Below are 24,549 nucleotides of genomic sequence, written 5' to 3'. Positions count from 1 at the left end.
TCCATCTAATTCAAGCCTGCTATCGGCACAGGGTTGGAATCTGACGACGCTCGGGATGCATTAATTGCCCAGCGCAAGTTGCCTAGCCATTACGCATAGCTAGCAACGTGTGTGATATCTATTCCGCTAATTGCCTGAGTGGCAGATCCCCCGCGACTGAATAAATAGCGGGTGAAAATAACTCCAACTACGCCGGTATCTGCTTTGACCGCAACCAAAGTATGGACAGCGCTTACAGGTTCAAGTTCTGCCCTCCAGCCCCCTTCGTGCCTGGCTCCATGCGTAGCCGCGAGCCTGGCCTCGGGTATTTGGGCAGCTTTTCGTCAGAATTATGTAGGGCAAATCCAGCTAAATCTTATTGACAGATTATAGATAATCTGCGAATCTCCTTCCACTTATCGATCCGAGTCCCCTCTTGGATAGAAGAGGTGACACCGGTCTTGGTTTGGCTCGATGTCACATGTGTTGCTCTCGGGAATCTACTAACTTCAAAGTAAGGAAAGGGTAAAAATGAAAATGAAATTTCTTGCTCAAAATAAATTCGCTAAAACGGCAATCATCGGATTTGCAACTATAGGTTTGGTAGTAGGGCTCTCCCCTACGATCGCCCAAGCTGCTACCGATGCTCCAGCCGCAGTTCAGCCAGATAAAGAGTATTTTAAAAAGCTTGGATGGGATATTGAAGCCAATTCAAGCCCAGATATGGCTTGTTCCGATACCTCCTTAAAAAGAGTGATGAGCCGTGGATTAAAACTTGGAATTTACCAAGACATTCCATTCTTTAATATCCAATCAGGCAAAGAGACTACTGGTGTCGATTGGGACATAAACATGGCAGTTGCGAAATACCTCGGTATTAAAAATGTTAAGTCCGTGGTACTCCAGTGGCCAGAAATGGTTCCAAGTCTTCTTTCAAAGAAGATTGACATTATTGGTGGAAATATCCACGGTAACCCAGATCGATATAAGAACTTTGCATTTACCGCTCCAGCATGGTGGTATGCAACTGTTGTTGTTGCACAAAAGGGAAATCCAAAGGGTATTAAAGCTTGGGCAGATCTGACCAAGCCTGGTATCAAATTGGGCGTTGTCGCTGGAACACAAGCCGCAGCATGGGCAAAGGATGCCAAGATTGCCGATGTGAGTCAGTTTACAACCGGAGCATTGCAATTTGCCGCACTTGCAGCTGGTCGCATTGACGCAGTAGTTGAGGCCGAACCACCAAGCGTCGTCTTCATCACTGAAAACCCTAAAGCGGATGTACAAATACTTAAGGGAATGAAAGATGTTCCGTCCGCAGTGTGGGCAAACTACGCTCGTTACGGTACCCGTTTCCAAGACTGCACGCTCAATATGGCATATTCAAGAGCACTTGGTGAACTGATTATGCACGGTGTGATTGGTCGAATTCTCGAAAAGCATGGCTTCGCAGCATCTGAGAATATCTTCGAACCAGAGCACAATCCGGCGTTCTAAAGATAGTAACCAGCCACAGGCGCAAGCCTGTGGCTGGTTCTTTCAATCTCACGCATTCTGACGATATCTAGAGATGGGGAAATCTTGGAATTTTTTGATTTAATAAAACCTGAAATAGCTTTAGATGCGCTACCGACCATCCTGACAGGTTTGCTTATTACTCTCTTAGTGACATTACTTTGTGGAATTTTTAGTTTAACTCTTGGGGTACTAGTCGCATTTGGCCGGAAATCAAAGAGTAGAGCTCTTCGGCTATCGCTCGGAGCCTATGTTCAGGTTTTTAGATCAACGCCTTTTCTGCTTCAGCTAGTTTATATCTACTTTGTACTGCCTTTTTTTGGTCTCGAGATTCCGCCTCTACCTGCCGGTATCCTCGCTTTAACCCTGCATTACACCGCTTACTTATGTGAAGTGTATAGAGGAGCTATCGAAGCTGTCCCCAAGGGGCAGACTGATGCTGCAAAGGCCTTAGGTATGCGCAATAGAGTAATCATGGTGCGTGTCATCATGCCGCAAGCAATTAGAACAATCATCCCCGCGCTTTGTAATTATATGGTCTCCTTAATGAAAGATACTTCTCTGCTTTCTGTCGTCACAGTTCAGGAGATGATGTTCAGAGGTCAAATTTATGCAGCTGAGACTTATGATTATTTCACCATTTATACAATGGTTTTTCTGATTTATTTTGCCGTAGGTTTTCCTGGAGTCAAATTAGTTGACTACTTAGAGAAGAGAATGAAAAAGGGTTACGCCTCTAGAGGCGTTGTGACATCTTCTGAAGAAACTCTGATTGCCGGAGGAGAAAAGCGATGATCAAAATAGATAACCTCTGCAAAAGTTTCGGAAAAGATGAGGTCTTAAAGGATATTTGCTTGACAATTGATAAAGGTCAAGTTTTAGGCATTATCGGCCCATCTGGTAGTGGTAAATCAACCTTACTTCGCTGCATCAATAACTTGGAATTCCCCACCAGCGGCACGATTCGTATCAATGGAAAGTTGGCTTACCGAGATGAGTCTGGAAAGGGTTTCTCAGAGACCGAGATATCTGCTACTCGCAGTAAGGTCGGGATGGTCTTTCAACATTTCAACCTTTTCCCACATATGTCCGTTTTACAAAATGTTGTTGCAGGTCCAAAACATGTGCTGGGTCTGAATGAAAAAGAGTTCCGTGAGGAAGCTATAGCACTTCTAGAATCTGTTGGATTAGCAGAAAAGCGGGATCAATTTCCTGAACAGTTATCCGGTGGCCAACAGCAAAGGGTGGCGATTGCTCGTGCTCTTGCCATGAAACCTGATGTCATGTTATTTGACGAAGTGACAAGCGCGCTTGACCCTGAATTGGTGGGAGAAGTTTTGGGCGTACTTCGAAAGCTATCTGAAGCAGGAATGACAATGCTTATCGTTACCCACGAGATGGGCTTCGTTCGCCAAGTTGCAGATCGTGTGATTTTTATGGACGCAGGTAGAATTGTGGAAGAGAATAGTCCAGCGGAATTCTTTGACAATCCTCAAAACGAACGGACGAAGTCATTCTTGGCTTCAGTACTATCGCACACTGATTAAGGCATGTGGATCTAGGTAGGCGTTAAATAAGTTTGTAAAGCACTTAAGGGCTCAGAATGGAGGTTGGTAAATGAATAAGATAGTTCGAGTTGAGGCATTTCCGATGCAATACCCGGAGCCAAACAATGACAACAAGATCAGATATGTCACGCTGACTCGCATTGAAACCTCTGACGGAATCGTTGGATGGGGAGAGTGTATTTCGCAGTGGCCTGAAGCCGCACTGGCCGTAAAAACAATTATTGATGCAGGCTTTGCCAAACTCTTAATGGGAGAAGATGGAACTCAAGTAGGTCGTCTCTGGCAAAAAATGCGAAATCATGCATATTGGCATGGACATGGGGGCATTGTCTCTTTTGCAATCTCAGCCCTAGATATAGCTCTCTGGGATATTGCGGGCAAAGCCGCCGGGCTGCCGGTTTCAGCAATGCTGGGTGGAACGTTAATGGAGAAAGTTCCCTCTTGTGCTTCAGTGATTCTGAATACTCTGGATTTAGGAGCCTTACAAGAAGAGTTCACTAGCTATCGCGAACGTGGTTTCTCTGCCGTTAAGGGTGGTTGGGGGCAAGTTCCGGAAGCGGGATTTGGCACAAACCGAGTTCGAGATATGAAAGTTGCCCGTACTGTCCGCGAGGCAATTGGCCCAGATATGGGAATGGCGATAGATGTCTCTGCTCTTGCAAAATGGAGTGCAAGTCACGCTGCCACAATGGCGGAAGATTTACTAGAAGTAAATCTGACCTGGTTTGAAGATGCGCTACATCACGACGATCATGACGGCTATCGACAAATGAAGTCAAGAGTTCCCACTGCCCTTGCCACTGGAGAACGCTGCTGGACCTTGCATGACTATCAACGCTTAGTGCGTAGTAAGGCCATTGATATCATTTTGGTTGATCCTGGACGCGTTGAAGGAATCAGCGGAATGAAAGCCATCGTTGATGATGCCCTCACCCAAAGAGTGCGTTTTGTGCCTCATTCTTGGTCCAGTGCCATCAATACTGCCGCCTCACTTCACGTCTATGCGGCCTCCACAAATGGAGAGGTCTTTGAGCTAAAGCCAGCACCATCTCCTATGCAACATGAATTAGTTGAGAACCCCATTGAACAAAAAGATGGCTGGATTGCTGTACCCAACACTCCTGGTTTGGGTATAACCATCGATGAAAAAGCAGTAAAGAAGTATCTCTACCAAGGCTAACTCCACAAAGGGGATCACAACATGACCATCGCAACAAACCGAAAGGTTCTCATCACTGGGGGCGCTTCCGGCTTCGGGCTTGATATCGCTCGGGAAATGATCTCTGCGGGTGCCAAAGTTGCCCTGGTTGATAACTCGGCTCCGAATCTAGCCTTAGCGGTAAAGGAGTTAGGCTCCAATGCAATCTCTATTGAAGCTGATGTCAGGAATCAGGCAGAGCTCATAGCTGCAGTCGAGCGTGTAAATAAGGAGTTCAAGGGATTGGACACCTTGGTGATTTCCGCTGGCGTTATACATATCAAGCCAATGAATGAAGTCAGTGAAGCAGATTGGGATCTCACCCTTGATGTAAACCTAAAAGGTGCTTTTTTTGCCATTCAAGCCGCATCTAAACACCTCATTGATAGCGGTCGAGGACGAATAGTTGCAATCTCTTCAGATGCCGGCAAACGAGGCTATGCTCAAGTTCAAGCCTACTGTGCCTCAAAATTTGGGCTTATTGGTTTGATTGAATCATCTGCAATCGAATTGGCGCCTACTCAAGTCACGGTCAATTGCGTCTGCCCCGTGGGAGTTCCAACCACAGGAATGGGCCAACAAGTAGCAAATTGGAAATCTCAAACTGGGAATATATCTGTAGAGCAAGTTAAATCTGCGGCAGCTGCTGCCTTTCCATTGGGGCGCAATCCCACTGAAGCTGATGTCACAAAGACTGTTACTTTCTTTATTTCAGATGAAGCAGCATTTCTTACCGGCTGCGCGCTAGATGTAGATGGTGGAGCTCATTTAGGTTATATGCCGGCAGTCGCTAAGAATTAGCACAAACTGGGGCTAAGACTCGCGACATTACTAAATGGTCTACTGATCTAACCAACAATTGTGCATTTTGCGAGTGCATCCTCGTTAATCTCAACACCAAGACCGGGCGCTGTTGGCAAGATAATTTTGCCCTGATCAAACTTAAACAGATAATCGCTATTTAGAATCCGTTTCAGGGGTGAGTACATCTCTTCTGGTGTGAGAGGCGGAAAAACAAGTGCAACTTCCATCATCCGACAACTTGGAATAGTTGCAGCAACTTGTAAAGATGCCGCTAAATCTGGGCCGTTGGTGCCATGCAGGATGCAGTCAGTACCGTAAGCCTGTGCCAGCGCTCCCACCAACCGAGTTGGCCAGATGCCACCAGCAATACAGACATCAGGCTGAATGATGTCCACTGCTCTAGTGGAGATGTATTCGAGAAAAATTGATAAATCATATGTCCACTCACCACCGGTGATAGGTATCTCGACCTCCTTAGCCAAGCGCCGGTAGGAATCTAGATCATCTTGAGCAAATGGCTCTTCCAGCCAAGTTACATCTAATTCTTGGAATCTCATTGCAGCATCAAGTGCCTCTTTATAACTCCAAACCCATCCGGGGTAATGAGCGGTGCGGTCAATCATCAATTCTATTTTGTCGCGACCACCCACCAATTCGCGAATTTTTCTTACTACTTCGACATCAATTAATGGATTTTGCCGCCAGCTACGGAACTTAAACTTTCGATGCCCCATTGCGTAATAGATGGCAATTTGCTCTGCCTGTTGATCAGGTGAAAGGTGTGACTGATCATCTTTACCCGGCCACACACAGGTAAGGTAATAATCCATTGATTCTTTTGTCGAACCTAAAAGATTGCGCACGGGAACTCCCGCGACTTTGCCAGAGATATCCCACAGTGCATTTTCTAAGCTAGCAAATCCTTTAAGCAGGCCGGCGCCAAGAATTTCAATGATATTTCGAGGATCTTTGCCAATTAAACCGGGTTTGATTTCTTTGATGAGCGATTCATTATCAACATCACAAAATCCATACCCAGTAACTCCTTCGTCAGTTAAGACTTGGGTAATGCGAATGCGGGTGTAACGATAATCAGCCGAGTTAGATGGTGCCATCTCATAGATGGCACTTTTGATCTCAGTAATTTTCATAAGTTTTTTACTTGAGAGACGGCAATTTTCCCAAGTGATGCACTTTGGTAGGCAAGTTCTAACGCTTCTACTGTCAGCGCACCCAGCTCACCGGGTGCTCGATTAGCTTGCAGATTACCTAGCGCGACATCAACTAGCGCATTTGCGGCGGCAAAGTTATCTACTGCTCCAGCATTAGGAGGTAGTTTCATATTTATCTCTGTTCCATCGACGTACCAAAAATAGGCACATTCGCGATGGAGATCAATTAAGAATTGTCCTTGATCGCCAATGGCTCGTACCTGTAATTCGTCCTTGTTCTGCCATGCACCCATATGGCTAGATCCGCCCGAGAGTGTGCCAATGGCACCATTTGAAAACTTATAGGAAATTGCATCATGGAGTTCAACGGGTGCATTCCGTGGTGAACTCATAAAGGCAAAGGCTTCAGCGACTCGTTGCGGTTGCAGGCGAAAAGCTAAACCGAGTGCATGAGATAACTGTGCCTGACCATAGCCGCCGCCGGAGTTCTTTGGATTGGTCCAGGTATCTTGCTCAGGAACTTGTTCAGTAGAAGCTCCCGGATATGGTCCGAGGTTGGCCAACAACTCCCGAGTTTGTGTTGCCATTTGCATACTCATTTGTTCTAGTTCGCCGATGCCCTTACGTTGGAGCTGTTCATATGCTTGCTGAACCATTGGCATGTAGTTCCAGCTAAATCCTACGAGCAACTCTCGCTTCACTTCCTTCGCAATCTTTACTAGATCCCAGCTCTGCGCTGCAGAAATTGTCATTGGTTTTTCGCATAGTACGTGGGCTCCGGAACGAAGGGCGGCCGCTGCATGCTCATGATGAAGGTTGGGCGGGGAAGCGACGATGATTACATCCAGCTCTTGATTTACTACATCCATATAATCTTCAGAGGCAATGCCTACCGAAAATTCCTGCTTTAGGCTGGCGAGCAATTGGTCACCTTTTCGACACACTGCGACTATCTCAACATCATCTCGATCCCGCAAAGCAGGCAGATGAGCCACTGCTGCCCAAGAGCCAGCACCGATGACGCCTGCTCGAATCTTGCTCACTCTCTTGAATTCTTCATTTTAAGATGCCATACCTCAGGGACATTGATCAAGCCACCATTTTCACCAGCAGCATTTTTAATGACATGTATTAGGGATGCATTCCACTTATGTTCAACATCGAAGGTAGCCATCTTTTCTAAAACCGTCTCTATATCCGGTTCGCATTCGGCATAGCCCACAGCAAGCTCTCCCAGCCTAAATAGTGAGTAATTTCTAAAGCCAGCGGCTGCCACAGCTTCCTCCATTTCTGGCCAAATATCATCGTGCCTTTGGTCGTATTCTGACCCAGCATCTTCAAACAAATGAATAAGGAAACATAATCTTTCCATCATTTACGACTTATCACGAGAGGAATTATGCAGTTCTCCCCAGATGATTGCGCCCATGAGAACGCAACCTTTCACTGGGAGTTGCCAATAAGAAGGTACACCGATCAGGATAAGTCCATTAGCTAAAATTGCTAGAACGACTATCGCTAAAAAGGTTCCAACAAGCCTTCCTTTGCCACCACTGAGACTTGCTCCGCCAAGAATTACCGCAGTTATCATGTCTAGTTCTGCTCCGATATTTGCACTTGGCTCAGCCTGTCCGGTGCGAGCTACCGTGACGTATCCGGCCAATGCGGCGGTAGTGCCAGAGAATGCATAAAAAACCAGGGTCCATCGATTAACAAAAATACCTGCTAGTCGAGCCGCCCTAGAATTAGATCCGATGGCGTACACATACCTGCCAAAGTGTGTTCGCGGCATGAGGAATCCGACACTTAAAAAGAGAGTGACAAATATCCAGACCGTCAAGGGAACACCAAATAGAGAATCTGTGCCAATTGCTAGGAAGGAAGAGTTAGAAACAATCACAGCATCTCCACCACTGATGATGTATGCCAAGCCCCTTACGATAGAGAGCATCGCTAGCGTTGCGATTAAGGGATTGATTCGGAGGTAGCCGATGACAAAACCATTGAGTAATCCAATGACGCAGCCAAGCATCAGGGCTAGCACTACACCAACTAGGTTGGATTGACCTTGGTTGATGACAAAAGCGGCCAACATTCCAGAAGCTGCCATCACTGAACCAACGGAAAGGTCAAAGCCGCCAGAAATAATTACAATTGTGGCGCCAATAGATCCGATACCAATAATGACCATTGCCCGGCCGATATTGGAAAAATTAGTTGAACTAAAGAAATATGGAGATAGGCTCGCAAAAATAATCAGCTCCAGGATTAGCGCAACAAGGAGACCAAAGCCTGTTGGGCCTAAGAACTTCTTAATTGACCGCAAAATTTTTGGAGACTTCTCAAATCTATTGAGCGCTGCAGTGTTCATCCTCACAAGATCTCCTCGCCACTCAAAGCCGTTTGCATAATTGACATCAAATCAGAGGGTTTAGTATCAGCGGGCTTAATCTCAGCGCTAATTTTGCCTTCTCTCATTGCAACAATGCGGTCACAAACAGCTATCAGATCTGTAAATCTGTGACTAATAAAGACGACCGAAATTCCCTTTTTCTTCAGATTCTTCACTAGATCCAATAAAAGATGGATCTTTGTATTTGATAGCGCTGCTGTCGGTTCATCCATAAGAAGGAGTTTTGGTGAGAACTGTAGGGCTCTAGCCACTGAAATAAGTTGCCGCTGTCCACCCGACATCGATCCAACTAGCTGATCTGGAGCGATATCAGCCCCTAGCTCTGCCAGAGCCGCTCTCGCTTCTTGCATCATGCCGTGACGATCTAGCAATCGAGCAATGCCTATGTTTTTCGTAGATTCTCTGCCAAGGAAAATGTTTGAAGCAACATCAAGATCATTACATAGGGCCAAATCTTGGTAGATAATTTCTATTCCTGCAGCTCGGGCATCTTGTGGATTTTTAAATGTTACCGGAGCGCCATTGAAGAAGATTTCTCCCCCAGAAGGTGCATAAACACCGGCAAGAATTTTCATAAGGGTGGATTTGCCCGCCCCGTTGTCCCCAATCAATCCTAAAGATTCATTGGGGTCAACGTGGAAGTCGATTGAACTCAGGACGCTAACACTCCCAAAACTTTTTGAGAGGTTAGCAGTCCTGAGTATCGGGTGTTCTGTCACTTGTATACAGTGCCAATCGTGTCATGGTCTAGGAATGTGTGTTCCATATGTATTTCCTGTGGAACAGCTTTTCCAGCCATAACATCTAGTGCAATGCTGACTAAATAGTCACCATATTTTTCAGGGTAATAGGCCGCGCATCCTAAGAATCTATTCTCTGATGCAGGAGCCATCTTTACGACAGCAATGCCAACAGAGTCGCAACCTTGACCGACGACCATTCCATCTCTCTTTGTAGCAACGAATGCTTTAGCCATTCCGTTTGCTCGCTCATCGTCGATTGTCCCTGAGAGAATATGTTTAGCTTCTGGGTGTGCAGTTAACCAGTCTGTCGTCACTGTGATTGCTTGATCTGCTGTTCCAGCAGATAGTCGCATACGGTCTATCCGATCAGCAGGCAATGCACCGCAAACTTCTTGTACTCCATCAGCGAATCCGACGAGTCGCAAATCTGCCGCTTCGCCCTCTTCTAGGTTCTCTCCCATGAAGACCCAAACATCCTTACAGTCCCAGTTTGCTTTTGCATACTCTCCTGCTGCTTTTCCTCCAACAACTCCAGAGGCATAGTTACTAGCACCGAAGAAAACTGCATTTGGATGGGAAACATCGATAGAAGCTGCTGGAATCTTGGCCTTATCAAAAATAGCCATGATCGCTGCAGCCGCGCCGCCTTGCCAGTTTCCGGCAATTACAAAATCAGGCTTTTGACTTGCAAGAATCTCAGCACATGAAATTGCTTTCTCAGGCTTGAACTCTGCATCACAATAGATGAGTTTCAAACCAAGATCTTTGGAGAGCTTGGCAATACCTTTGGCAATCGGAATGGCAAATGGATTAGTTGCCCAACCATCCATGTGTGCAAGGGTAAAAGTCTTATCTGGCTTCACTAGATTAACTACATAGGACTGAGCATCGCCTTCTGTAGGTGTGTACTTAGCTGTTGCAAAATCATATTTCCAGAGCTTAAGTTCCTCAGGAAGGAGTGCTCCCGGAATTCCACCGGTAAGAACCGGGGTATACGCTCCAGCCTCTTCTGTAGAACCTGCATTTTCATCTGACGAACCTGAACCGCAACCGGTTAGCGCCAATAGTGTTAGCACAACCCCAATACCAACTATAGATTTATATTTTTTCACAGATACGACCCTTTCCGACTCGTGGAATCGTTACTCTAACCCTCGGCTCTGCGTATGAGTCAAGAGATTTCCAACTTTTTTATCAACTATCTACTATTTTCGAAAGACTACGGGTATTTGGTCAGGATAGAAGCAGGTTCGGATTTGGCATGTAGGGCAGGCGCCGTAGCGCTACTCGTGGTGCCTGGGCGCTATAAATCAAGGGGGTGCGCTCTAAGGCTAGGTCCGCACCTGACACTTCGGACAATAATGTGAGGACCTGTTACCAAAGGCAATTCTTCTAATCCCCCGACCACACCGTGGACATGGCTCACCTTCTTGGCCGTAGGCAGCTAAGGATGTTTCAAAGAATCCGCTCTCGCCATTGACGTTGATATACATGGCATCAAATGAGGTGCCGCCTACTTCTACCGCCTCTGCCATCACTTGCACGGCCGCATCTACGAGTGAGCCAATCTTCTTCACACTTAACTCACATGCGGGGATCTCTGGGTGAATCTTTGCTCGCCATAAGGATTCATCAGCATAGATATTGCCGACCCCACTCATAATCTCTTGATTCAGGATCACACTCTTAATCGCTGCTTTGCGAGCTTTCATTCTGGCTATCACCGCGCTGCGATCAAAGGCTGCATCAAAGGGATCTAGTGCGATGTGGCGGGCAGATTGTGGGATGCCATCGGTTAACTGCTCTACCGATAACCAACCAAAGGTGCGCTGATCTCTAAAGAGCAGCTCCTGCTTTTTAAATCCTTTACTTAACTCAAAGTGCGCCCGCACATGGCCTGGTGCTGGGCGATCCTTGCGTGCTACTAGAAACTGACCCGACATTCCTAAGTGGGCAACCAGTGCGAGCTCGCGATCGAGTTCAAACCATAAGAACTTACCGCGGCGATTAATGCCCTTAATATGCGCGCCAACAACAGCTGAAAGTGGTTGCAGCGATGCTGGCTTTACTACTCGGGGATGAAGGCCTTCGGCACTTTTGAATCGGTAGCCGATCAGAAAATGAGCCAATCCTCTGCGTACTGTTTCAACCTCAGGCAGCTCTGGCATGTGGGTAATCCAATTACAGATTGTGTCGTGGTGCAATTTCTGGAGGGCTATTCGTCAGGTAAGCCTGATAGCCTGCAATTGCGTTAAGGGGCTGTTTCAAACACTGAACTACAAGATAAAGACCTCATCAGAAATGGTGGGGTCTTTTTCCTTTGTTTGCTTAGAGTCTTGGTGAGAAGGGATAAAAGAAAGATTACTTCTCTAGTGGTCCCAAACGATAGGAACTGAGCTGGGCTGCAGGACGTGACTGATTGCCATGCTTTGCTGAAAATGCGCTACTTCCATCAGTGCCACATAGACCAACGATTGCACCCGATCCACCTGGGTGGGAATTAATCCATTTTGTTAAGTCATAGACAGAGTCATCGATAACAGACCAGCAGTTGCTGGCAGAGTTATTGGCACGTACTTGTGCCATGGTGTATCCGACCTTTGTTGGTGCTGGTGCTGGTGCTGGAGTTGATGTTGCAGCTGCACTTGGCGTTGGTGTTGGTGTTGTAGCAGGAGCCGGAGTTAGGGAAGGTGTTGGTTTAGCCCCACGCAATACTTCACCAGGTATCTCTTTTACTCCCACAGACAGAATGATGGAAGCTTTTCTTTTGGCTGTCACTAGAAAGCTATATTCACCGGCTTCTGCTACCGCCTGATATCTGGCAAGGTAGAGGTAATTAACTCCACTGTAGGGGAACTTTGTCCGCTCAGTGAACTTGATCGTGAGCGATGTTCCTTTGGGACTAGTCATCACAAGAGTAGGTAGTTGAGTTGGGCGAAGAGAGTTCTCTGGTTTCTTATCAACAATGAGATATTCAACGCTTAGGCCATCTCCTTGGGCAAAAGCTGCCCGAAAGCCTTTCTTCTCTCCTGCCTTGCTAAAGGCTGCGCGAACTGCATATGAAATAGTTCCATCAACTAGGAGTGGACCTTTGGCAGCAGTGGTATCTGTTTTAAGTAAATCAACGGGTTGATGCGCATAGGCGGGTGCACTTGCCATGAAGGCTAATACCAGCACTGTGATGAGCAGTTTGCGCATGGGAAGACGATACCTGAAGATTCTCGCCTTTACTGGTTCAAATTATTGGCTCTGCCAGTGGAGCGCAAAAAATCCCCACTCACTCTGTGGCCCGATTGCACCAAGAATGAGCGGGGATTTTCTACTGCTTTAGATTATGGCAACCAGGTAAAGCGACCTTCTCCGGTTGTCTTGCTATAGCGTGCATCACTTGCTGGTATCTCTGGTAACCCTGCGCTGTTCTTAGCAAAGCTTAAGAGATAGTCATAGAGTGCCTGCTCATAGGAGATTCCGAATCCGACCTTGGTCAATTTCTGGAATGTTGGATAGTTATCTCCACCATCGGCAGTGAACTGATTGGTGACAATTGTGACCGCCGGCGCACCCGCAACAACTGCTCCATCTTTCACAAGAGCGCGGCCATCACTGAGTGTGATCTCCTTTACTCGCTTGCCAGGTGTAGTAATTGTTCCGGCATATGCATCTCCGGTTGGAGTTGAGATCACAGTTGCACTCTCAGTTCTTGAGCACGATACCTTCATGCCACTAAATTGAAGGAACTGTCCGCCACCTGAGGTGCTGACCGAACATGATCTTTCGAATATCTCTTTCATATCTGTTGCGCTGACATTTGTCACCGCGACCAGGCGATTATCGAATGGAAGTAGATCAAAGGTATTGCCTCGGTTAATTGCCCCGACTACACCTGTAGTAGGCAGTGTGGTTCCACCACCTTGTCTGATTCCGCCACCGTTTTGCACAGCAACAAGTGGATTAGCAGTTCCAGCAGCAGGCAAACCAGCTGCCGCAGCTCTACTGGAGTAAGCCTGCACGAATGAGTCAGCAACTAGATTGCCACCATTGGTCTCAGCAGTTCTGACACCCAAGACAGTTGCACTGCCGCGATCTGTGGCCAGAACAATCTGACTTGAGGCAATTGGCTTAGCAAATCCGGTTAGGCAGGTGTTGAGTGGCTTTTCCACTGCTTCCACGATGCGCTTATCTGGAGCGACTGCATCAGTCACGCCAAGTGCGCCCGCAACTGATGAATAAGGGATAACTCTTCGTGGATATGAAGTGGTCTTGTTATATGAGGACAGCTTGCCATCGGCATCGAATGAGATATCAAAGCGACCGAGGTAGTTGTAGTTGCCCTTGGTGGTGATAAGTGGAACATCGACACCATTAGCATCCTTAACCATCTCTGGGTACTTACCAACAGGCTTACCTTCACCTGGAATGAGCTGAATACTCTCAGCAACATCTGGGCTGGTGAGAAGGTCATCGCCACCGCCGGCGACCGCAACATCTACATTCTTTAGTAGCGCTACTAGCTCCTTGTCATAGGCAACGCCCTGCAGATGGCTCACCAAGATAATCTTATTGACACCCTGTGCTTCTAGCGCCTCTACCTGCTTGTTTAGTAGTGCCGCTGTGGCTGGAATGTCTATCGTTGTGACTTTAGTTGTTCCTGGTGAGGAGATTGTGCGAAGAGTTGGAGTCACCGCGCTTACTACTCCAAAAATGGCTCCAGTTGTGTAATCCTTGTGTATATATGACTGTCCGACTTTCTTGCCAGTGTGCCGTGCCCGAATAATCTGTCCTGACTTTGAGGTCATGGGTGAAAGATCAGCGTTCTTAGAAAAATCTAAGTTACCAGAAAGGAACTGGTAGCGAAGTTTTTGGGTGAAGGAATTGATGTAACGGTTAAGAAATCCGGTTCCGTAATCAAATTCATGATTTCCCAAGATGTGCGCGTCATACGGCATCATTGATTGCGCCAGTCCGTCATAAACAGGGATAGTTGAAGCACTGTTTGCTGGATCTGAACAAATTAGATTTTTACTAGCAAGAAAAGAGTCTCCGGCATAGAGTGAGACCACGGCGTTGCCTCTATTCTTAGCTGAGCTAATTTCTCGTTTCATCACAGTTGAAAATGCTGCCGCACTGCCGTAAATCAATTTACCTTGGGGCAGTGTGTATGACTGCTCAGGTAGGAGTGCGGACTCACCATCGTTATTATGTAAAATAGTCAGAGTTACAGGGCTTCCGGTATCTGTAAACGTGCTTGCATCTGCAAGTGACATCGGAGCAACTAGTGCAGTCACTGCTAATGCCGCAATGGCATTCTTGATTTTCAAAGTATCCTCCATGAGATTTAAGTGGTTTTTAGCAAGTGAGAGGCTAACTTTCAAGCATGATTGCTTTCCGGTGACTTTGGTGAACAGAATTTGAACTCTTAGTGACAAATGAGGTTAAATCATGGCTACCCCCGGCCTGTGAAACCTCTGCGAATCAATCCTTCCCCTCTAATTCAAAGGCCTCCTCCACGCTGTGACCTCGAGCGCAGTGACCTACCATTGCCCTCATGTCCAAGAAAGATGCACTCAAGCGGATTATCTATATCCCATTCGACCACCTGCATCGCAACTTTGGCGCCTTAAAAGAGGCCAACCCAGCCACTGATCTGATTGCCATGGTCGAAAGTGCCCGCATGACAACTGGGCGCAATTGGCATCAAGAGCGGCTCTTCTTTCTCATCTCTAGTGCTCGCCACTTCGCACAATCATTAGAGACCGAAGGCTTCACAGTGGAATACGTTAAAGCGCCGACCACGATCGCTGGCTTGAAAGAGATTGCAAAGAAATATGCAGCACTTCCCGTCATCTGCGCCGAGCCAAGCTCTTTTAGGCATTATGAAGCGCTTCAAAGCTATGGCGCAGAATTTGTTGACAATGATTTCTTCTTAACTCCTCGCCCGCTCTTTACTCAATGGGCTGATGAGCAAAAGTCTTATTTGATGGAGAACTTCTATCGCAAGCAGCGCACCCGGCTAAATGTTCTGATGGATGGCAAAGAGCCCGAAGGTGGTGCGTGGAATTTTGATAAAGAGAATCGGCTGCCACCGCCTAAGAAATATGAGGGACCGGCATATCTAGAACACAAGCGAGATAAGATTGATCTTGAAGTAGCGAGTGAACTTTCATTTACCGTCACCCCAACCTGGGCCACTACTCGCAAGGGCGCACTGAAGGTGCTGCAAAACTTTATTGACAACCACTTCGCTGAATTCGGTCCGCTCGAAGATGCCATGACAACTGATAACTGGGCGCTGCATCATTCACTTCTCTCTCCTTATCTGAACAATGGCCTCTTGCATCCCAGTGAAGTCATTCACGCTGCGATGAAGGCATTTAAGACAGGTGCTATTCCAATTGCATCAGCTGAAGGTTTCATCCGCCAGCTCATTGGCTGGCGCGAGTATGTCAATGGTATGTATTGGTTTCTTGGCCCTGATTACCGCAATAACAATCAGTTAGCTGCCACCAGAAAACTACTGCCGCTCTTTTCTGACCCGTCTGCCACGCAGATGAATTGCATGAAAGAGATTGTGGGCGATATCCAAGATCGCGCCTGGGTGCATCACATTCCACGGCTGATGGTGATCTCAAACTTAGCGCTAGTTACTGGCACAAACCCGCAGGAATTCCTTGATTGGATGCGCGAAGTTTTTATCGATGCCACCGAGTGGGTGATGGTGCCCAATGTGATTGGTATGGGAGTGCATGCCGATGGCGGGGCGATGATGACTAAGCCCTATGCCGCAGGTGGTGCCTATATCTCTCGTATGTCTAACTACTGCAAACCATGCGTCTATGACCCAAAGTTACGAGTCGGCGCTAAGGCCTGTCCCTTTACGACTTTGTATTGGGATTTTCTCGATCGTCATAAAGAAACTTTTGCTAAAAACCATCGCATGAGCCAACAGGTGTATGGACTCAATCGCTTAAGTGATCTGCCAGAGCTGAAAATGCGGGCGAAGGAAGTACTTAAAGGGTTAGAGCAAGGAAGGATTTAGTTTTCTAAAATCCTGGAAAGAGCCTTGACCGGCCATGAGTTTCTATGTCCGGCCACCCAGCGATAGCCAGTGCGACCAATGGGGCCAGAAAGAGTAAGCAGCGCTGAAAGAACTCTGTTACCTCGCACTTTAAGTAAGAAGGCAACTGCTTGCGCACCGCTATAGCGCTTGACTTCGGTGATCACAAAGACCTCACGCGAACATTGCTCTGTGCTCAACTGGAATTGAGCGAGGTCTGCGGTGTGAAAATCTAGCGCGGTAATGGTTAATTTCTTACTTACCCAAGAAATGGAGTTTTTACATAACTGGCACTGGCCATCATAAATGACTGTTATCTCAACCATCTTTGAGTCACCCCATATCTTCACGCTCCAGAATTCTAACTCACCTAGTGAGTTCAAGGCGAGTAGAATCTAATCAGTGCGAATGGAGAACTGAAAATGCAATTACGTGAATTAAGCGATATTAAAAAGTTTGACCTTAATCTGATTACATTTTTGAATAAGGTGAGTTTGCCCGCGCTTCGAATCTCACTTGGTATTGTCTTCATTTGGTTTGGCGTGCTGAAAGTTTTCGGTGATAGCCCGGCTAATGATCTCATTACAAAAACCGTCTACTGGTTTAACCCAGATATTTTCATTCCCATTTTGGGTATTTGGGAGGCCGCAATCGGCCTCTGTCTGCTGGTGCCTTCATTTATCCGAGTTGGGCTATTTCTGCTTGCCCTACAAATGCCCGGCACCTTCTTACCGCTGGTACTGCTCCCCGAGGTCTGTTTTATAGAAATACCTTTTAACTTAACTCTCGAAGGTCAGTACATCGTCAAGAACTTGGTTCTGATTGGAGCAGCGATGGCAGTGGGAGGCAGACTTACCCCCATATTAAATGCGAAGAAAAGTACTTAGTTATTCTTCACAAATTCAGAGGCATGTGGAAAGCCAGCAGCCTCTAACTTCACAGCTAAATCTTCTTTGACGGCCTTTACGACCTTATGTGTTCCATCGCAATTCTTCTCTTCATCTCTGGTGTGACCGCACTGACAAGCGCCCATGATTTCCTTCTTTCCTAATTAGTCTTTCCTGATTCACTACTGGCCGATACTACAGCTACTTGCCTGCTTTACATTTCTCGGAACAATATTTCACATTCTCCCAATCACGGGCCCACTTCTTTCGCCATTCAAACTCCAAATTGCATCGAAGGCAGACTTTGGGGGCAAATCCGTTCTTGGTCTTTGCTTTCATATCTTTAGCTACCGCTTTAACGCTTTAATAATTGACCAAGCCCAATAGAACAATCCAAATTGCAGAGGTAGCCGTGCGAAAGCGATGAGTGGATATGGCATCGGGCGATCACGCCAATCGATAGCCATCTTGATATTTGCAGGATAGACGGCGATAAAGAGAAAGAGTGCGGCATAGACAGCAAGCAGTCGAATAGATATTGTGCCGATCTTCATTGATAGTGGCGCTAGCAGTGCCAGGCCAATTGCAATCTCTGCCGCGCCACTTAAGTATGTCCAAAGGCGTGGGCCGCCAGGTAGGAATGCCGGAACGATGGCATCAAGTGATTTAGGAGCGATGAAGTGGGCAATACCAGCGATGAGCAGCATCGCTGCCAGGGCGCGGGTTGCCAGGGTCATGGGCAGAGCATAGTTCTGACCTGATGTCAGTGCCCAGATCTAGAGTCAGCTCATGTTCAACTGGTTTCGACATAAGGCGATGGATCGTGAGTTAACGCAGATCCTGGATAGACATCAACAGGTGCGCCGTGATGCCACCGATATTCGTGAATATCTCTTACGAGTTCTAGCTGATAATCGCAATGACTCTGAAAAGTTTAGTGATGAGGCACTTGAGCGAGCAGCCGAGCTGATTGAACAAGTGGGTCCGGGCGCTTTTTATTGGATGACAGATATAGCAGCGCAGATGGTCTTGTTATCAGAGGCCACACTGCGCGGCTTTGCTACCAACGTCAGCGTTGAGTTAGGTGCTGCGGCAACTGCCGAAGAGATAGTGGAGAAGGTGGTGCAACTGCCGTAGTTAGCTTTCGACGGCAGAGTGAGCATGGTTTCTCGTGGAAAAGGGATTCTCAGGAAATATTAGTAAGCCATGTTGCCCTTTTTCCCAAGAAGTCGGGTAGGTGGCTGTAATAATTTCGGCATGCCTTCACTCGAGGGCGAGCCAACTCGGAGGTTATGTGAAGATGCTAGAAGGACTTATTGAAAAGATTATCTTTGCCAGTCGCTGGTTACTTGCTCCCCTGTATTTAGGACTCGCACTTGCCCTAGTACCAATCTTGTTCCGCTTCTTTGACGCCTTCTGGCACATGATTACTCACCTGACAGATCTCACAACCGGAGAAGTAACTCTTGAAGTACTTGAACTTCTCGACACAGTGCTACTGGCCAACTTGATCATCATCGTGCTCTTTGCTGGGTATGAAAACTTTGTTTCGAAGATGGCAATTGCGGAAGGCTCTGAAGATCGGCCACACTGGATGGGTCACGTTGATTTCAGCGGCCTCAAGATCAAGCTCATTGGCTCGTTAGTTGCAATCTCAGTCATTGAGCTTCTCAAAGACTTTATGCAAGAAGGAACTTATGATGCCAAGCGTGAAGGATGGCGCATTGGTATTCATATGACATTCGTTGTCTCCGGAGTGCTCTTTGCGCTCATGGATATGATGGCTGATCGGCATAAGTCGCAGCGTTAGAATTCACTTATGGCCACACAAAGCGGGGATCGCTCCGCCTTCTTTCCTGCAATAGAGAAGAAGTATGGCCAGCCGATGTCTTATTGGTTTGGGCGCCTTAAAGAGCTGGATGCAGATAAATATCCAGCCCAGATTGCCTACTTGCGGCAAGAGCATGGCTTTAGTCAGGCACACGCCAATGCAGTGGTGATGTCACACCGAGGTTCGAGTACTTCAAAGCTGTTTACCACTCTGACAAGTTATCTCGAGCCGCACGATGCGGTGAAGAAGAAGACGGTGAAGGCAATCTTTAAAGCAATACAGGTGAAATATCCCGAAATGAAAGTCGTCATTGCTTGGAATCACCCAATGCTTAAGTTAGGCGAAGATTACATTCTGGGTGTTTCAGTATTGAAAAACCATCTTCTAATTGGTCCGTGGGGTGATGGAATCATCGCTAAGTTCGCACCTAAGCTCACAGAATACAAAGTAAATAAGAAGACGATTCAGGTTCCCGTTGATTGGGATGTCGATGCCAAGTTATTGGTTGATATTGCAAAGACTCGTGTTGCCCAGCTGTAACTGAATTAGCTGTGCGCCACAGTCTTTGAACGTATCTCGCCAATGCCCTCAATACCGGTAATCACTTCTTGGCCTGCACGTAGGTACTTAGGTGGTTTAAAGCCAAATCCCACACCTTCTGGAGTTCCAGTGTTGATGATATCTCCTGGGTGTAGCTCCATAAATTGGCTGACATACCAAACAATGTGACTGATTCCGTAAATTAGATCGCTAGTGCGTGAATCTTGGCGCTTCTCGCCATCAACCGTGCAATACACGCGCACATCATCAGGTTCGAACTCATCGCCAGTAACAATGACAGGCCCCATCGGGTTATAGGTTGGAAACGATTTACCCTTAACCCATTGTCCGGCCCGCTCAATTTGCCAGTGGCGTTCGCTGACATCTTGACCTATGGAGTATCCAAGAATGTAGTCGCGAGCTTCTGCTTCACTCTTTAAATACAGCGCGCGCTTTCCAATCACAATGGCAAGTTCTACTTCGTAATCAGTAGCTGTTGAATTCGGTGGAATAACGATGTCGTCATTGGGTCCTACTAAACAATCGGGCGCCTTCATGAATACAACAGGCTCTGGTGGTGGTGTCATTCCTGATTCAGCGGCATGGCGCGCATAGTTAAGTCCAATGCAAATGAGCTTGGTGGGGCGTGCTACTGGGCTGCCAATACGCAGGCCTGCAATATCAAATGACTCTAGGAGGGAGAGATCTGCTGAGCGCACTTTTTTAAGCGCTCCGGCTTCCAGCTCATCTCGATTCCAATCTTTAATCAGAGAATCGACATAGACAGCTTTGTTATCGCTGATCATTACCGCTGGGCGCTCGGAACCAATTTTACCAAATCTTGCTATCTTCATACTTTTACTCTACATCAACACTTTGAAAAAACCTAGAAAATAAAATTAGCTAAATATCTTTCCAGGATTCAAAATGCCGTTGGGGTCAAGGGTAGCCTTAATCGCGCGCATCACCGCAACCGAAGCCGCACCCGCTTCTTCTACCAATGAATCAATCTTGCCGGCACCAATTCCATGTTCGCCCGTGCACGTGCCCCCCATTGCAATAATCTGAGAAGTCATCTCATGGGTGAGTTCACGTATCTGTTCTAACTCTTCTGGCTTTGTGGGATCGGTAATGATAAACGAGTGGAAATTACCATCTGCCACATGTCCCAGAATTGAGAAGGGGAAACCAGATTCCTTGAGTAATTTCTCTGATACCGCAACAGCTTGTGCTAGTTTTGAAAGTGGAACAGCGGCGTCAGTACTGATGCCACGCTTTCCTGGGTGTGCTGCAATTCCTGCCCAATAGGCATTATGACGCGCTTGCCACAATTTTCTGCGTTCGCCCTCTTCGGTCGTCCACTTAAAGTCAGTTCCACCAAATTCACTGGTGATTTCTTGCACCAACTGTGCATCTTCTTCCACACCACGCGGAGAACCATGAAATTCAAAGAGCAATGTGGGCGCTTCCTGAAGAGATATTCCGTCGTGGCTATTCACATTTCTAATCGACTGCGCATCAAGAAATTCACAGCGCGCGATGGCAACACCTGATCGCACAATGGCAATCGCTGCTTGCACGCCATCTTCCAGGGAGGCAAAGCAAGAAACGGCAGAAGCCATCTTCTCTGGAATTCCAAAGAGACGTAAGGTAATTTCGGTAATGACCGCCAACGTTCCTTCGGAGCCAACAATCAGACGGGTAAGGTCATAGCCGGCGGAGAGCTTTCGGGTCTCGCGCCCCACTTCTAAAATCGTTCCATCTGCAAGTACCGCAGTGAGCTTTAATACGTTTTCTCGCATGGAGCCATAACGCACCGTTGTTGTTCCAGCTGCTCCTGTTGATGCCATTCCACCGATAGTGGCATCGGCGCCAGGATCTACCGAGAAGAACAAGCCTTCGGAAGATAACTTCTTATTCAGCGCCATACGCTTGACGCCCGCTTGTACTTTGACGGTCAAGTCATCCGGAGAAATGGCAAGAATCTGATCCATCTCACTTAGATCCAGTGAAATTCCGCCAAAGAGTGGAAGGACGTGACCTTCTAAGGAAGAGCCAACACCGAATGCGACAACCGGAATCTGCTCTTGATTGCAATATGCAAGGACCTTTGAAACTTCTTCAGTGGATTTAACGGTGACGACTGCCGATGGTTGCACTGGCGGGAATGCTGATTCATCGCGCCCATGTGCATCAAGCACAGATTGATTTTGTGAGATTCGCCCACTCACTAGCAATGAGAGGGCAGCAACTTGTTCGGCGTTAAGGTCAACGCGCGCTGTTATCGCCAATGCAATCTCATCTCCGTAGATGTTAGTGCCTTACTGTAGCCCCGAAGGGATTCGAACCCTCGTAGCTGACTTGAGAAGCCAGAGTCCTAGGCCGCTAGACGACGGGGCCGTGCCAAAAAATAACTAGGACAAACATATTTAGTTGTATTAGCTGGGGTACCAGGACTCGAACCTAGACTTACTGAACCAGAATCAGCAGGGCTGCCAATTACCCCATACCCCAATATTAAATTATTTCCATGTGGCAAGGTAGGAAGTTTACCCCACCATCACGCCAGAAATTACAGAGCCAGAGCTGCAGAAATACGAGTCAGGCAGGCCTCTTTACCAAGTAACTCCATCGATTCAAATAAAGGTGGGGAGATGGTGCTACCTGTTGTTGCAATACGAAGTGCGGTAAATGCAATACGTGGCTTGAGTCCTAACTCCTCGATCAGCGAGGTGCGCAGAGCGCCTTCAATCGATTCGTGGTTCCAATCAGCCAAGGCTTCTAGCTCTTTCTTTGAGCGCTTAAGAATATCTTTGGCTGCATCATCACTGATCTTTGCCACCGCATCTGGGTCAACTGCAAACTCTTTCACAAAGAGGAAACGTAGCAGCGCTGGCGCCTCATCGAGCTTAACGATGCGCTCTTGAATCAGAGGTAGCGCCTGCTTTACCAACTCGATTTCTTCAGCACTTCCGGCAATCACGTTGGCTTTTATCAAGAAGGGCAGGGTCCAGGTGGTGAACTCTTCGAGTGAGAGCGCACGGATTTTATCGCCGTTAATCGCCTCCAGCTTTTTCATATCAAAGCGAGCAGGTGATGAGTGCACTTTTTCGACAGTGAAGAGCTCGGTGAGTTCTTTCATGGAGATATTTTCCCGATCATCGCCAGGTGACCAACCAAGCAGTGCTAAGTAATTACAGATTGCTTCTGGCAAATAACCTTGTTCGCGATACCAGGCGATAGAGACTTCACCGTTTCGCTTAGAGAGCTTGGCATTATCTTGACCCATCACAAAGGGAAGGTGGGCAAAGACGGGGTAATCATCTAACTTCACGCCCATCGCCTGATAAACGCGAATCTGGCGCGGGGTTGATGAAAGTAAATCTTCTCCGCGCAGCACATGGGTAACACCCATGAGGATGTCATCGATAGCAACGGCCAAGGTGTAAAGAGGTGAACCATCTGCGCGCACTAAGACGAAGTCCGGCACAAACTTATGATCGAAGGTGACATCTCCGCGAATCTCATCAGTAAAGGTGGTGCTGCCATCAGGCATCCGCATACGCACTACCGCTTCTCGGCCCTGTGCCTTAAAGGCGGCAATCTGCTCGGTAGTTAAATCGCGACAGTGTCCGTTATAGCCCGGTGCCACATTTGCTTTGCGCTGTCCTTCGCGCACCGCTTCTAACTCATCCGGTGAGCAGTAGCAGTGATAGGCATCGCCTTGGGTAAGAAACTTCTGCGCCCACTCGGCATAGATATCAAGTCGCTGTGATTGCAGGTAAGGACCATTAGCCCCACCTACCTCTGGACCTTCATCCCACTGCAAGCCAAGCCATTTAAGTGTGTCGATGGCAGCCTGAATGTATTCATCAGTAACGCGAGTGGTGTCGGTATCTTCAATCCGGAATAAGAATGTGCCACCAGTGTGACGGGCATATGCCCAATCAAAGAGTGCGGTGCGAATATTTCCAACGTGTAAGTCTCCCGTTGGCGATGGCGCAAAGCGAACTTTTACGGCTCTCTTTGTACTCATAGTCGCGCACTCACTTTATTTGTTAACTCGCCCAGGCCCTCAATAGAAACTGTGACGGTAGATTTTTCAGGTAGCGGACCAATTCCAGCAGGTGTTCCAGTAATGATCACATCTCCAGGTAGCAGGGTCATCACTTGGGTAACGAAGTGCACGATATCTTCAATACCGAACATCATCTGTGAAATTGATGCGTCCTGCTTGATTTCACCATTAACAGTCAGCGAGATGCGCTGGGTACCAGGCACAAACTCAGTTTCAATCCATGGGCCTAAGGGACAGAAGGTGTCGAATGATTTAGCACGAGTCCATTGTCCATCGCGCTTTTGTAGCTCACGCGTAGTCACATCATTTGCCATGGTGTAGCCAAAGATCACATCTTTCACGCGCTCCTTCGGAACCTCTTTACACACTCGACCAATAACTATTGCCAGCTCTGCTTCGTAATCAATCGTTGGCGCCATCGCCGGCCAGACAATGGTGTCGCCGGGGCCAATGACAGATGTATTTGGTTTTAAGAAGATGATGGGTTCTGTCGGAACTTCACTGCCCATTTCAGCGGCGTGGTCGGCATAGTTCTTTCCCACGCAGACAATCTTTGAGCGCGGGATGACCGGGGCCAACAGGCGCACCTTTGCCAGCTCCACTCTTGCTGCCGTTTTTTGAATACCGTGATAAATCGGATCTCCGGAAATGATTGTTATCTGATCATCATCTTCCAGAATTCCAAAGAGTGGGTCGTTTCCTAGTCCAGCATCAGGTGAAGGAGTAAATCGAACGACGCGCATTGGACAATCTTATCTTTTCCTAGC

Annotated in this window: 28 protein-coding genes and 2 tRNA genes; 10 read left to right on the top strand and 20 right to left on the bottom strand. The window is 47.4% G+C overall.

Annotated elements, in window-relative coordinates:
- Positions 1-89 precede the first annotated feature (89 nt).
- Complete coding sequence (locus A1sIA79_RS06995) at positions 90-218, bottom strand: hypothetical protein (RefSeq protein ID WP_257789623.1); 129 nt, start codon at positions 216-218, stop codon at positions 90-92.
- Positions 219-510: 292 nt separating this feature from the next.
- On the opposite strand from A1sIA79_RS06995, the gene A1sIA79_RS02045 reads away from it, so the two are divergent.
- The 5 genes from A1sIA79_RS02045 to A1sIA79_RS02025 all read left to right on the top strand — a co-directional run bounded on the left by A1sIA79_RS02045 (position 511) and on the right by A1sIA79_RS02025 (position 5,061).
- The gene (locus A1sIA79_RS02045) at positions 511-1,476 is read left to right on the top strand and encodes a substrate-binding periplasmic protein (protein ID WP_095674576.1); all 966 of its coding nucleotides are present in this window, start codon (positions 511-513) and stop codon (positions 1,474-1,476) included.
- An 84-nt stretch (positions 1,477-1,560) separates the two neighbouring features.
- Positions 1,561-2,289, top strand: coding sequence for an amino acid ABC transporter permease (locus A1sIA79_RS02040; protein ID WP_190277077.1), 729 nt, complete (start codon positions 1,561-1,563; stop codon positions 2,287-2,289).
- Positions 2,286-3,041, top strand: coding sequence for an amino acid ABC transporter ATP-binding protein (locus tag A1sIA79_RS02035; RefSeq protein ID WP_095674574.1), 756 nt, complete (start codon positions 2,286-2,288; stop codon positions 3,039-3,041). The genes A1sIA79_RS02040 and A1sIA79_RS02035 overlap by 4 nt, the downstream gene beginning before the upstream one ends.
- Positions 3,042-3,111: 70 nt before the next feature.
- Positions 3,112-4,242, top strand: a complete 1,131-nt coding sequence (locus A1sIA79_RS02030) for a mandelate racemase/muconate lactonizing enzyme family protein (RefSeq protein ID WP_095674573.1) — start codon at positions 3,112-3,114, stop codon at positions 4,240-4,242.
- A gap of 21 nt (positions 4,243-4,263) precedes the next feature.
- On the top strand, positions 4,264-5,061 hold the full coding sequence (locus tag A1sIA79_RS02025; protein ID WP_095674572.1) for an SDR family NAD(P)-dependent oxidoreductase: 798 nt from the start codon (positions 4,264-4,266) through the stop codon (positions 5,059-5,061).
- 47 nt (positions 5,062-5,108) lie between these two features.
- Here the strand turns inward: A1sIA79_RS02025 and A1sIA79_RS02020 are convergent, their stop codons facing one another.
- The 9 genes from A1sIA79_RS02020 to A1sIA79_RS01980 all read right to left on the bottom strand — a co-directional run bounded on the left by A1sIA79_RS02020 (position 5,109) and on the right by A1sIA79_RS01980 (position 14,710).
- The gene (locus tag A1sIA79_RS02020; protein ID WP_095674571.1) at positions 5,109-6,215 is read right to left on the bottom strand and encodes a mandelate racemase/muconate lactonizing enzyme family protein; all 1,107 of its coding nucleotides are present in this window, start codon (positions 6,213-6,215) and stop codon (positions 5,109-5,111) included.
- Positions 6,212-7,279, bottom strand: a complete 1,068-nt coding sequence (locus A1sIA79_RS02015) for a Gfo/Idh/MocA family protein (RefSeq protein ID WP_095674570.1) — start codon at positions 7,277-7,279, stop codon at positions 6,212-6,214. The genes A1sIA79_RS02020 and A1sIA79_RS02015 overlap by 4 nt, the downstream gene beginning before the upstream one ends.
- Positions 7,276-7,611: an L-rhamnose mutarotase gene (locus tag A1sIA79_RS02010; RefSeq protein ID WP_095674569.1), complete on the bottom strand. Its 336-nt coding sequence runs from the start codon at positions 7,609-7,611 to the stop codon at positions 7,276-7,278. The genes A1sIA79_RS02015 and A1sIA79_RS02010 overlap by 4 nt, the downstream gene beginning before the upstream one ends.
- Positions 7,612-8,607, bottom strand: a complete 996-nt coding sequence (locus A1sIA79_RS02005) for an ABC transporter permease (protein ID WP_095674568.1) — start codon at positions 8,605-8,607, stop codon at positions 7,612-7,614.
- Between the two features lie 2 nt (positions 8,608-8,609).
- Positions 8,610-9,368: an ATP-binding cassette domain-containing protein gene (locus A1sIA79_RS02000; RefSeq protein ID WP_223298178.1), complete on the bottom strand. Its 759-nt coding sequence runs from the start codon at positions 9,366-9,368 to the stop codon at positions 8,610-8,612.
- The gene (locus tag A1sIA79_RS01995) at positions 9,365-10,504 is read right to left on the bottom strand and encodes a sugar ABC transporter substrate-binding protein (RefSeq protein WP_095674567.1); all 1,140 of its coding nucleotides are present in this window, start codon (positions 10,502-10,504) and stop codon (positions 9,365-9,367) included. The genes A1sIA79_RS02000 and A1sIA79_RS01995 overlap by 4 nt, the downstream gene beginning before the upstream one ends.
- Positions 10,505-10,723: 219 nt before the next feature.
- Entirely contained in the window at positions 10,724-11,560 is an 837-nt protein-coding gene (mutM, locus tag A1sIA79_RS01990) for a bifunctional DNA-formamidopyrimidine glycosylase/DNA-(apurinic or apyrimidinic site) lyase (protein WP_095674566.1), read from the bottom strand.
- A gap of 193 nt (positions 11,561-11,753) precedes the next feature.
- Positions 11,754-12,590: a cytochrome b5 domain-containing protein gene (locus A1sIA79_RS01985; protein WP_095674565.1), complete on the bottom strand. Its 837-nt coding sequence runs from the start codon at positions 12,588-12,590 to the stop codon at positions 11,754-11,756.
- A 134-nt stretch (positions 12,591-12,724) separates the two neighbouring features.
- Positions 12,725-14,710 (bottom strand): bifunctional metallophosphatase/5'-nucleotidase, encoded by a 1,986-nt coding sequence (locus A1sIA79_RS01980; protein WP_190277076.1) that lies wholly within the window; start codon positions 14,708-14,710, stop codon positions 12,725-12,727.
- Between the two features lie 227 nt (positions 14,711-14,937).
- Here A1sIA79_RS01980 and A1sIA79_RS01975 point away from each other — a divergent pair, with 227 nt between their 5' ends.
- Entirely contained in the window at positions 14,938-16,428 is a 1,491-nt protein-coding gene (locus A1sIA79_RS01975) for a cryptochrome/photolyase family protein (RefSeq protein ID WP_095674563.1), read from the top strand.
- Here A1sIA79_RS01975 and A1sIA79_RS01970 read toward each other — a convergent pair.
- Positions 16,425-16,772, bottom strand: a complete 348-nt coding sequence (locus A1sIA79_RS01970) for a thiol-disulfide oxidoreductase DCC family protein (protein WP_190277075.1) — start codon at positions 16,770-16,772, stop codon at positions 16,425-16,427. The genes A1sIA79_RS01975 and A1sIA79_RS01970 overlap by 4 nt on opposite strands.
- Positions 16,773-16,934: 162 nt before the next feature.
- Here A1sIA79_RS01970 and A1sIA79_RS01965 point away from each other — a divergent pair, with 162 nt between their 5' ends.
- On the top strand, positions 16,935-17,333 hold the full coding sequence (locus A1sIA79_RS01965) for a DoxX family membrane protein (protein ID WP_223298366.1): 399 nt from the start codon (positions 16,935-16,937) through the stop codon (positions 17,331-17,333).
- On the opposite strand, the gene A1sIA79_RS06930 is transcribed toward A1sIA79_RS01965, so the two are convergent.
- The 3 genes from A1sIA79_RS06930 to A1sIA79_RS01955 are packed head-to-tail and all read right to left on the bottom strand — an operon-like array spanning position 17,330 to position 18,070.
- Positions 17,330-17,479 carry a hypothetical protein gene (locus A1sIA79_RS06930; RefSeq protein ID WP_190277074.1) on the bottom strand — a complete coding sequence of 50 codons (150 nt, stop codon included), beginning with the start codon at positions 17,477-17,479 and terminating at the stop codon, positions 17,330-17,332. The genes A1sIA79_RS01965 and A1sIA79_RS06930 overlap by 4 nt on opposite strands.
- A gap of 55 nt (positions 17,480-17,534) precedes the next feature.
- The gene (locus A1sIA79_RS07025; protein WP_095674560.1) at positions 17,535-17,672 is read right to left on the bottom strand and encodes a DUF2256 domain-containing protein; all 138 of its coding nucleotides are present in this window, start codon (positions 17,670-17,672) and stop codon (positions 17,535-17,537) included.
- An 8-nt stretch (positions 17,673-17,680) separates the two neighbouring features.
- A complete protein-coding gene (locus A1sIA79_RS01955) occupies positions 17,681-18,070 on the bottom strand; it encodes a DoxX family protein (RefSeq protein WP_095674559.1) in 390 nt (129 codons plus the stop codon).
- A gap of 52 nt (positions 18,071-18,122) precedes the next feature.
- On the opposite strand from A1sIA79_RS01955, the gene A1sIA79_RS01950 reads away from it, so the two are divergent.
- The 3 genes from A1sIA79_RS01950 (at position 18,123) to A1sIA79_RS01940 (ending at position 19,704) form a co-directional block, all read left to right on the top strand.
- The gene (locus tag A1sIA79_RS01950) at positions 18,123-18,470 is read left to right on the top strand and encodes a hypothetical protein (RefSeq protein ID WP_190277073.1); all 348 of its coding nucleotides are present in this window, start codon (positions 18,123-18,125) and stop codon (positions 18,468-18,470) included.
- A gap of 157 nt (positions 18,471-18,627) precedes the next feature.
- Positions 18,628-19,143, top strand: coding sequence for a TIGR00645 family protein (locus A1sIA79_RS01945; RefSeq protein ID WP_420021873.1), 516 nt, complete (start codon positions 18,628-18,630; stop codon positions 19,141-19,143).
- A 9-nt stretch (positions 19,144-19,152) separates the two neighbouring features.
- Positions 19,153-19,704, top strand: a complete 552-nt coding sequence (locus A1sIA79_RS01940) for a DUF4287 domain-containing protein (RefSeq protein WP_095674557.1) — start codon at positions 19,153-19,155, stop codon at positions 19,702-19,704.
- Positions 19,705-19,709: 5 nt separating this feature from the next.
- On the opposite strand, the gene A1sIA79_RS01935 is transcribed toward A1sIA79_RS01940, so the two are convergent.
- The 6 genes from A1sIA79_RS01935 to A1sIA79_RS01910 all read right to left on the bottom strand — a co-directional run bounded on the left by A1sIA79_RS01935 (position 19,710) and on the right by A1sIA79_RS01910 (position 24,525).
- Entirely contained in the window at positions 19,710-20,558 is an 849-nt protein-coding gene (locus A1sIA79_RS01935) for a fumarylacetoacetate hydrolase family protein (RefSeq protein WP_095674556.1), read from the bottom strand.
- A 45-nt stretch (positions 20,559-20,603) separates the two neighbouring features.
- Positions 20,604-21,995, bottom strand: a complete 1,392-nt coding sequence (locus tag A1sIA79_RS01930; RefSeq protein ID WP_095674555.1) for an FAD-binding oxidoreductase — start codon at positions 21,993-21,995, stop codon at positions 20,604-20,606.
- 36 nt (positions 21,996-22,031) lie between these two features.
- Positions 22,032-22,104 (bottom strand) — tRNA-Glu (locus A1sIA79_RS01925).
- A 42-nt stretch (positions 22,105-22,146) separates the two neighbouring features.
- Positions 22,147-22,218: transfer RNA gene (locus A1sIA79_RS01920), tRNA-Gln, on the bottom strand.
- Positions 22,219-22,276: 58 nt separating this feature from the next.
- On the bottom strand, positions 22,277-23,740 hold the full coding sequence (gene gltX / locus A1sIA79_RS01915; RefSeq protein ID WP_095674554.1) for a glutamate--tRNA ligase: 1,464 nt from the start codon (positions 23,738-23,740) through the stop codon (positions 22,277-22,279).
- A complete protein-coding gene (locus A1sIA79_RS01910; protein ID WP_095674553.1) occupies positions 23,737-24,525 on the bottom strand; it encodes a fumarylacetoacetate hydrolase family protein in 789 nt (262 codons plus the stop codon). The genes gltX and A1sIA79_RS01910 overlap by 4 nt, the downstream gene beginning before the upstream one ends.
- Positions 24,526-24,549: the final 24 nt, after the last annotated feature.

Source organism: Candidatus Planktophila versatilis (assembly GCF_002288105.1).
GTDB classification, from domain to species: domain Bacteria; phylum Actinomycetota; class Actinomycetes; order Nanopelagicales; family Nanopelagicaceae; genus Planktophila; species Planktophila versatilis.
This window is presented reverse-complemented; position numbering and strand designations above follow the sequence as displayed.